The organism is Fodinibius sp. (assembly GCF_041642155.1).
Classification (GTDB): domain Bacteria; phylum Bacteroidota; class Rhodothermia; order Balneolales; family Balneolaceae; genus Fodinibius.
The window spans coordinates 1-8,874 of record NZ_JBEPWZ010000115.1; the positions used below are offsets into that span (position 1 = coordinate 1).

At 47.4% G+C, this 8,874-nt stretch carries 7 protein-coding genes and 1 pseudogene; 6 read left to right on the top strand and 2 right to left on the bottom strand.

The genetic code is table 11. The features are described 5' to 3' along the window. Nucleotides 1–332: 332 nt before the first annotated feature. Nucleotides 333–2,558 carry an amino acid permease gene (locus ACESLU_RS08250; RefSeq protein ID WP_372637740.1) on the bottom strand — a complete coding sequence of 742 codons (2,226 nt, stop codon included), beginning with the start codon at nt 2,556–2,558 and terminating at the stop codon, nt 333–335. Between the two features lie 758 nt (nt 2,559–3,316). Between ACESLU_RS08250 and ACESLU_RS08255 the strand changes: the two genes are divergently transcribed. Beyond that, nucleotides 3,317–5,134, top strand: coding sequence for a sodium:solute symporter family protein (locus tag ACESLU_RS08255; RefSeq protein ID WP_372637743.1), 1,818 nt, complete (start codon nt 3,317–3,319; stop codon nt 5,132–5,134). A 6-nt stretch (nt 5,135–5,140) separates the two neighbouring features. Here ACESLU_RS08255 and ACESLU_RS08260 read toward each other — a convergent pair whose 3' ends face one another. Then, complete coding sequence (locus ACESLU_RS08260) at nt 5,141–6,088, bottom strand: sugar phosphate isomerase/epimerase family protein (RefSeq protein ID WP_372637745.1); 948 nt, start codon at nt 6,086–6,088, stop codon at nt 5,141–5,143. 603 nt (nt 6,089–6,691) lie between these two features. Between ACESLU_RS08260 and ACESLU_RS08265 the strand changes: the two genes are divergently transcribed. The 5 genes and pseudogenes from ACESLU_RS08265 to ACESLU_RS08285 form a co-directional block, all read left to right on the top strand. Next, nucleotides 6,692–7,054, top strand: coding sequence for a hypothetical protein (locus ACESLU_RS08265; protein ID WP_372637748.1), 363 nt, complete (start codon nt 6,692–6,694; stop codon nt 7,052–7,054). A gap of 105 nt (nt 7,055–7,159) precedes the next feature. Then, a complete protein-coding gene (locus ACESLU_RS08270; protein ID WP_372637751.1) occupies nt 7,160–7,363 on the top strand; it encodes a hypothetical protein in 204 nt (67 codons plus the stop codon). A gap of 12 nt (nt 7,364–7,375) precedes the next feature. Next, nucleotides 7,376–7,537 (top strand): DUF1328 domain-containing protein, encoded by a 162-nt coding sequence (locus ACESLU_RS08275; protein ID WP_073066662.1) that lies wholly within the window; start codon nt 7,376–7,378, stop codon nt 7,535–7,537. Between the two features lie 195 nt (nt 7,538–7,732). Continuing rightward, nucleotides 7,733–8,236 carry a hypothetical protein gene (locus ACESLU_RS08280; protein WP_372637754.1) on the top strand — a complete coding sequence of 168 codons (504 nt, stop codon included), beginning with the start codon at nt 7,733–7,735 and terminating at the stop codon, nt 8,234–8,236. A 451-nt stretch (nt 8,237–8,687) separates the two neighbouring features. After that, nucleotides 8,688–8,874: pseudogene (locus ACESLU_RS08285) on the top strand (co-chaperone GroES); the annotation flags it as partial.

Sequence of the window (8,874 nt, forward strand, 5' to 3'; positions counted from 1 at the left end):
AAACTATTCGGAATATGAAGAAAATCGTGAACAACGACTCGGCTCCAGGTATCATCCCGAACGCGTGCAGTATAAAAAGTTGATGCGGGACTGAGTGGGCAGGATTTATAAATTATAAATTATAAATTATAAATTAAAAATTACGAATGTGGGAATTAGGAATGTGGGAATGGGGAATTTTATTTGGTTCTTTCACTCCTTTTTTTGCGGAGTTAAAATTTATCACCAGTTTCCCGCTTTATAAATAAATGAGGCGTATCCCCTCCGGGCCGGGGCGTTGGCATACCAGTTTTGATCTCCGGCGGCCTTTTAATTTTCCGGGAGGAGGTCTGTCAGGCCAGGATATTTTCATTGCCGGAATCGGCCACAAAAACACAGGCCGACTGGGTACGCTCTACGAATAAACGGAGTTCGTCCAGATCGGGATCCTGGGGCAATCCCATAAGATCTACATCTGCCTGTGGAGCATTTTGGATGGCCTCTTTAAACGTGCCAATCTCAACATGCGGTTGTACGTCCGGGAGGCGGGCGGCATCCAACAGGTTTTCAAGGTAGTTGTAGGCCTGTTCTACCTGCGATTCATCCACAACTGTTATCAGTCTCATGCTGGCATTCCAGTTCATTTTTAATTTATAAGCTGTAAGCAAAGCCAAGTCTATATTTCCAAGTTCCATACTCAAATCCCAGCCAGGACTTCTTTCGCGCATCCACACATTCACCGATGAGCTCCGGCCAAGTTGTGCTATCGTGTCTTCTACATAAAGCTGGATCCCCATGTTATTTAACCTTGCCTGGTTGATGATAGAATGAATTTCCTCATCATAACTTTTATGATTCGGCAACCTCAGGAAGATAATATTGGGCCTGAAAAATGTACCCTGTAATGTTTGAAGTGAGTTTAATATGGCTTCTTCAAAATTATCGGAATCTATGACACTCCATCTTGCGTATACGTTTTCCCTGCTAAAAGACATGGAAAAATCCATCAGCGAATCCCTGAGTTCACTATCATCTCCTGCTCCCGAGAGTCCCACCAGCTTCACCGATCCTTTGGGATATACCAGGTTTCTGATGAGGCTAAAGCTGCCGCGCAGCTCCCTGGCACTGCGGACAGGAACGAGCAGATTTGCTTTCCATGCCCGCTCATTTATTTCCGGCAGAAGGGAAACGCGTTTCGCTGCCCATTCGGCCAGTGATACAAAAAGACCACTTCTCATATCCCCATAAGGCACTTTTAATTTTCTGTTGGTCAGGTACAAATAAGTTAGAACCACAAATCCCAGAGCAATAAGACCGAAAGTGGAATTAATGATGAACATGGTGAACAGGCAACCGGCCGTGCCTATAAACGGCACAAACCTGGGGATGCTGAAGGTGGGACGAAAACTGATCATGTTCATCCATTGTTCAACAAATACAACCAGGTTTATCATCATATACGTGATAAGAAAAAACATCGTAATGAGGGGAGCAATGGTATTAAGGTCGCGAAGCAGCAGGGTGGCCAGCACAATACCTCCAGTCAGGAGAATAGCATGGCGGGGTTCACCATTTTCTGACAATTTTGAGAATATTTCTCCACCGGGAAAAATCCGATGATCGCCCAGGGCCTGCAAAATACGGGGTGCTCCCACAATAGATGCCAGTGCCGATGAAAAAGTAGCACCTAATAACCCGCCCAGAACGGCCGGTGCCCAAAGGGCATAATCAATCATCACGTTATAGTTGCTGACCAACTCATCCACCGGGGCCACTCTCGCAAACCAATAACCGGAGGCCATATATATTACATAACTAATGACAATAGCAGAAATGGTGCCCAAGGGAATGCTCTTCTTTGGGTTTTTGAGCTCTCCTGACATATTGGCCCCCGCCATAATACCGGTAGCCGCGGGAAATAACACCGCGAATACAACCCAAAAGCTGATGCCCTCAAAACCATTCTCCGGGGTCCCGGGAAATGCTCCCCACCACTGGATACTATGTTCCATTGCACCGGTAAAAACGGTGATCCCGACGGAAATTAAAGCCCCGGAAATGACAGCCAAAATAATATATTGTATCCTGAAAGCCAGTTTGGCACTCATGAATGCAATGCCGAATAAAGCTCCAAATACTATAAAGTCGACCAGTATGGCATAGTGGCCGGGAAAGATATAGAGCCACCCCTCTCTGAAACCAAATATATACATGGTTATGGCAAATGTTTGGGCCAGATACAAAGGAACACCCACACTCCCCCCCACTTCAAGTCCCAGCGACTGCGAAATAATGGAGTAGGCTCCGCCCGCTTTGATGCGAATATTGGTTGTAATGCACGACATCGAAAGGGCGGTAAAAGTGACAATGACAAAAGCAAGTGTAATAATAAGCCACCCGCCCAGCAGTCCGGCATTCCCAATCACCCAACCCTGTCGAAGGAAGAGAATCACGCCCAGTATCGTAAGGAGCGTAGGCACAAACACCCCGCCAAAGGTACCGTATTTTTGTTGAACACCGGATTTGTGCTCGTCAACCTGTTCTTGTAAAGTCGTTTCTTCGGTTATTTCATTATTCATGACCGGTCGTTATTTGTATTAATAACATTCTATACCCATGATGCCATGTTTTAACGGCAATGTACAAAAGAGAAGCGAGGGGAATGTATTATTTTTTTTAGGTCCTTAAGGCTATAAAACAAGGTTCTTTTGACCAGCGGGCCCGTCAGTTCGATGGGCAGGATCGAAAATCCGGATCATGGAAATGTCCACTTTCATTGTTCCCGGGCAGGAGGGGTTGTTAAGATACCAATGGAAAAACGACCATTTTTGAAGCCGGTATTACCGGATAAAATGGTTGTTTGAAGATTTGACGAAGAGTAAATAGCAAGAATACAGGTATTTTTTGCATGCCTCCGTTTAATCCTGACCGGAATGCCATAAACCAACCTTACCGCTGTTCAAATATGCTCCCAGTCCCGCTTTCCCGATCGATATTGAAGTCGAAATTATATTTTCACAGGCTTGGGATGCTTTTTATTGACAATCAATCTGTTGGGCGGGGTCGGGTGGAATCAGGTACCACCCGGCGATGCAGAAGGGGAATTATCATCCTGGAAGCTTCCAAAACCATGGCTGAAAAAATGATAAGAAAGTGTTTTACTTTCATTTGGGGATTAGTTATTTACATTTCTGTCATTTTAAAGTTCATTATAACAGCGATTTTGTTAAAAAGTACAAATAGCTTGTTGGTTTTGATTAAAAAATATCTTTGTTTTTGAGTCCGAAAAGCATCGAATAATTAACCCTCAAATGATTATTTAACCGAACTACGCTTTATGGAACTTGCACCCATTGACTGGACCATCATTGGAGCCTATCTGCTCTTTTCTGTAATTATTGGACTGGTAGTGGCCCGGCAAGCAGGCAAGAACTCACAGCAGTATTTTGCGGCGGGCAAAAACATGCCGTGGTGGCTGCTGGGTATCTCCATGGTGGCCACGACCTTTTCGACGGACACCCCCAACCTGGTGGCCAATATTGTTCGCACAGACGGGGTTTCGGGGAACTGGGTCTGGTGGGCCTTTCTGCTGACCGGTATGCTTACTGTTTTTGTCTACGCCCACCTGTGGAAACGCTCGGGGGTACTGACCGATGTGGAGTTTTATGAGCTGCGCTATAGCGGGAAAATGGCGGCTTTTTTGCGAGGGTTTCGGGCGATCTATCTCGGGTTTGTCTTCAATGTGGTTATCATGGCAACGGTTTCACTGGCGGCGATCAAAATTGCCGGGGTGCTCATGGGACTAAGTCCGGTCGAGACGGTCGTGATCGGAGGCATTGTGACCGTAATATACAGTACGCTTGGCGGCCTGAAAGGGGTGCTGTTTACCGACTTTTTCCAGTTTTTCCTGGCGATCGGCGGAAGTATTGTTGCTGCCTATGTGGCGCTCAATCATCCACAGGTGGGCGGTTTTGAGGGACTGTTTCAACATGCAGAGGTGGTCGGAAAACTGAATATTCTGCCTGATTTCAATGATCCCGCCCAGGCCCTGGGGGTCTTTATCATCCCGTTGGCGGTGCAGTGGTGGAGCGTCTACTATCCCGGGGCGGAACCCGGCGGAGGGGGTTATATTGCCCAGCGCATGTTTGCCGCCAAGGATGAAAACAACTCGATTGCAGCCGTCTTCTTTTTCAATGCCGCCCACTATGCCCTGCGTCCCTGGCCCTGGATTATTGTAGGACTCTGCTCGATCATCGTTTTCCCGGATATTGCCTCCATGAAAGAAGCCTTCCCCGATGCCGCTTCGGTGGCCGGCGACGATATGGGCTATGCCGCCATGCTTACCTTCATTCCGACCGGCTGGCTGGGACTCGTGGTCGCTTCGTTGACTGCGGCCTATATGTCGACGATTTCGACCCACCTGAACTGGGGCTCCTCCTACCTGGTTAACGACTTCTACCAGCGATTTGTCAATCCCGCCAGCTCAGAAAAGGAACTGGTGATGGTGGGACGTATTTCTACGGTCCTTTTAATGATCGTTGCAGGGGGACTAGCCCTGCTGTTGCAGGATGCGCTCGGCAGTTTTCAGATTTTACTGCAGATCGGGGCCGGGACCGGGCTGCTGTTTATCCTGCGGTGGTTCTGGTGGCGGATTAACGCCGGAAGCGAAATAGCGGCGATGGTCATTTCCTTCGTGATTGCGGTCTACTTTCAGTTCTTCCATGCCTCCACCGGGCTCCCGGAGCTGACCGGGTGGGAACAGGTCGTGATCGGGGTAATTATCACCACCATCGGCTGGGTGTCGGTCACCTATATGGTTCGTCCGACTTCCCAGAAAACCCTGCTGCATTTTTATGAGGTAGCGCGTCCCGGGGGACCCGGTTGGCAGCGTGTTCTGGATATCGCCGAACAGGCGGGAAGGGAAGTACAAGTCTACAAGGATGAAGCCTGGCGGGTGCCCCAGGGGATCTTCTGCATGGTTCTGGGATCAGTTGCGGTGTACGGGGCGCTGTTTGCCACCGGCTACTGGATCTACGGCCGCTGGATCCTGGCTGGGTTCATAACCATCGTCGCCGTGGCAGCCAGCGTGATGCTCTTTAAAGCCTGGCGCAAGCTCATCACCATAGGTCCTGAAGACGAAGAGCTGTACGAATGATCTCGGCTATACCCCCGCTTTTTCAATTACGTCTAACGTTTTACGTAGACCTGTTTCGGCAATTTCCTGAAGATCCTGTTCCCAGTAGTTCGGGTTGTATAGTTCCAGGGAAATACAGCCGCGAAAGCCGGTCTTTTTCAGGTCGCGTAAGATATCCGGGAGGGGAAGTATGCCGTCTCCCGGGAATACGCGATGCTTGTCCTCAAGCTGGTCGACCCCGGGAGTGCCCGGAGCATCGGCAAACTGAAAGATCGCAATGGCCGTCCCGTCAAGCAGCGGTAACCCGCTGAACCCGCCCTGGCTTATGTGCATGTGAAACGTATCGGGGATAATCTTTGCTTCCGGGTGGTCTGCATTGAGCGCTACAGCGGCAGCCTCGCCCATCGTTTTGAGGGGAAAGAATTTTACAAATACGAGAGCGGGTTTAATATTGTAATCTGATATTCCTATTTCGATGATATCCCGGTAGCGGTCGGTGACCCAGCGCAGGTCGTAGTTATCGCCCACGGTATTGGGAATGGTCTGAATATGTTCTGAGCCGATATCGGAAGCCATGCGCATCCGGCGCCGGGTATCTTTGAGCGAGGCTTCCCACTCTTCTTCCGTGGGAGGCAGGGCATTCCACAGGCCGATGACACTGGGCACGAACAAGCCGTGATCTTTGATCTCATTGCCCAGCTCCCGGAGGTCGCCGCCTTTTTCTTCGAATTCTTCCAGCTCTCCATCCCAGGGTTCAATCGCATCGAAGCCCGCTTCGGAAGCGATTTCGACTTTCTCCCGGAGGTCGGCCGGTCGAATAGTGGCCGTATCCAGGCAGAGGGGCCAGGGGCTCCTGCCATCCTGGTATCGCTTTTGCCGGCGCGTAAGATCCCGAGTGTCCGGCCTGGTGCTGTGCAGGAGGGTACTGCCTACGAGGCCTGCTGAAGTAAGAGAGAAAAAAGTTTTGCGGTCCATATTGTCTTGTGTGTTCAGGTTTAGTATCGGATTATTTGATTCATTCACAGAGATCTGTGCAAAACTGCTGTTTTGCCCCATCTCTATATTTTCGTGATTTCAACATCCCCATGTATCCTCTATATGCTATATATACACGGTGGTTTTGAAATCGTGGCTTAGGTATTTCCCGATGCTTCGGGACTGGTTTTTCTAAGTCCTCTAACACGAACTGTTGTACCAGTTACCGAGCTTATAAAATCGTCACTGTTTAAAGATAGAGATATATAAAATCTATTTTACTAAATCCGAAATTTTAAAATTACATTTTTAAGATGCTTTCTTATACTCTCTTATCACGGGGCCCGGTCCTTTCGGGAGAATTGTACTGTATGTCCCCCGGATGCCAGGTGTTATAGGCAGCCCGGACGAACGGACAAACAGGTACAGAATTCGGAGATATAAATAGGTCCCGGCACGAAAGGCCAGGATCAGGAGGGCTAAGAAATATATTACGGAACCCGCAGACCTGCCGTGAGGACATTTAGGGGGTTGATTTACGGAATTCAAATGACTATCTATCATTCTCTTTTAAAAAATGGATCTCATAATATTGGGCTTTATATGAAACAACAGACTACGGCGGTCATTGAAAAGGTAACAAGTGACGATACAACGCTGGAGTTGCTTGAACAGGCGGATATTACGCTTGAATTTTCGGCTATAGATACCGGCGGGGGCTTCCGTGATCCGATCCTTGATTTTGCGTATAAGCTGGTGGTTGTGGACGGGATAATCCCCGATGAGCCTATTTCTCGTATGGTGCTTGATATTCGGGAGCCCGATGACGGAGAGCATAGAATGTCTATTGCTTATGACGGTGCGTTAAAGCAAATAGATGGGAAAACCCTTGCGGGTATGGGACGGCTGCAAAATGGGCAGGTAACGCCTGACATGGTAAAATTTATTTTGCGCTGTCTTCGGTAAAAGAAAAACAAATGGAAGCGGTATGCCTGCGGTTCAATAGCCTTTTGGGAACAAAAGGGGTACTCTGTCTCTACAATATTCAAACCTAATAACAGGAGCACAATTATGAAGAAGCTGGGATATCTTATTTCAATTGTTGGCTTGATCGGACTTGTCTACACCGGTATTAACTACATCAATAATACGGAACACATCAGCGCTTTGGGACTCGAGGTTACTGTCAGCCAGGGGGATCCGATGCCGATGATTATTTCAGCAGTGGTACTAATAGCGGGGGTTTTAATAGCATTTGCCGCTAAAAATAAATAACCGGAGGTTATTATGTTACGGTGGACTATTACTTTTTTAATTATTGCTGTCATTGCTGCTATCCTGGGATTCGGGGGTATTGCGGGAGCCGCTGCCGGGATCGCAGAAATACTTTTTTATATTTTCCTGGTTTTATTTGTCCTCTCGCTCATTTTCGGGCGGGGCCGCGTATGATCTGGCAATTTGTTCCCAAAATCGGGAACAAGCAATATCATTCTGCACTATACAATATTTAGATAAACCGAAGGAATGACGATACGGCCAGCAGAATGCGGAATATGGCCGTGAGCGTTTGTTTTGAGGGCTTGTATAAGTGGTAGATTAGATTAGGTGGGGATTTTGAAACCGTAAGTTGCAAATGTAATAGATATGTATATCATCGACAGCGACAAACAACTTTCTTTGATTAAAGAAATGAAACAGCTTCGCAAAGACAGCTCTAATTACGAAGTCTACTACCATCATCCCTATACGAATCAAATGTGGAAAAGTTTTTTTCCTCTTTCTGATGAGAATACATTGGGACCTAAGCTGATGCGTCACGAGCCCCTGCCCACCGATTTGGATGAGTGTTTACATATTTGCCTGACAGAGGAGGTTCCTGCAAATGCTATAGGATTAGGTATTGAATGGTCCGCCAATACGACCCTTTGGCCTCAAATTATTAAAATACTTGAAAAGAACTACTTTCATTATCTTCGGGGACAACTAAAGCTTTTTTTAAACCATCTGAATATGGGAGAAGTCGATATCCCGGAAAGGCGGGATGAGCCATCTCCTGCGACAGTGCCCGATATTACAAGTGAAGAGCTTAATAACTTGATATGGCGTTCCCGGAAAATACGGGTGAAACGCTTCTTTGTATTGAGATAAGCCCGCTAACTTTTTTGCATATCTTCTCTGCCCCAGCCGTTCCGTTTTGCCTTTATCAAAGCCAATAGGTGCCGCCTGCACTTGTTGATAGCCTTTACAATACTTTCCACTGATTGAACGAACACCGTCGGAGGTGTTTGGGAAGATAGAGCTCCCCTCACAACAACCGGTTTATTGGATAAATCCCCTGAGAGCTGCTATTTTCAGTGAAAATCGATAGTTCATATTGATCAGTAAAGGCGTTAACTTACGGAAGCCTTTGCAAAACTGTTTTTTGGGCCAATGCAGGCATTATCGGTCGGTTGAAATTCTCACATATTGGCTATGTGCTGCGATTCCAACCTCCCTCTGGCCTTGACCTTTCCCGATGCTTCGGGACTGGTTTTTCAAAGGCTTCTTACGAAACGTATTGATCACGGTAGTTAATTAGCACCACGAAATTATAGTACGAATGATTCAAGAATATCTAAATTCTGTTGAAAAATTTATTGTTGTCGGCGACCGTGTGCTGATCAAACCGCGGGATCTGGAAACCCGCACTAAAAGCGGACTTGTACTGCCTGCAACGGTCAAAGAAAAAGAGGATATCCACAGCGGATATGTAATTAAGACCGGCCCGGGATACCCCATCCCTTCCA

Coding starts and splice junctions, on each gene's coding strand:
- ACESLU_RS08250 (WP_372637740.1), bottom strand. CDS start 2,558: ATGAATAATGAAATAACCGAAGAAACGACTTTACAAGAACAGGTTGAC.
- ACESLU_RS08255 (WP_372637743.1), top strand. CDS start 3,317: ATGGAACTTGCACCCATTGACTGGACCATCATTGGAGCCTATCTGCTC.
- ACESLU_RS08260 (WP_372637745.1), bottom strand. CDS start 6,088: ATGGACCGCAAAACTTTTTTCTCTCTTACTTCAGCAGGCCTCGTAGGC.
- ACESLU_RS08265 (WP_372637748.1), top strand. CDS start 6,692: ATGAAACAACAGACTACGGCGGTCATTGAAAAGGTAACAAGTGACGAT.
- ACESLU_RS08270 (WP_372637751.1), top strand. CDS start 7,160: ATGAAGAAGCTGGGATATCTTATTTCAATTGTTGGCTTGATCGGACTT.
- ACESLU_RS08275 (WP_073066662.1), top strand. CDS start 7,376: ATGTTACGGTGGACTATTACTTTTTTAATTATTGCTGTCATTGCTGCT.
- ACESLU_RS08280 (WP_372637754.1), top strand. CDS start 7,733: ATGTATATCATCGACAGCGACAAACAACTTTCTTTGATTAAAGAAATG.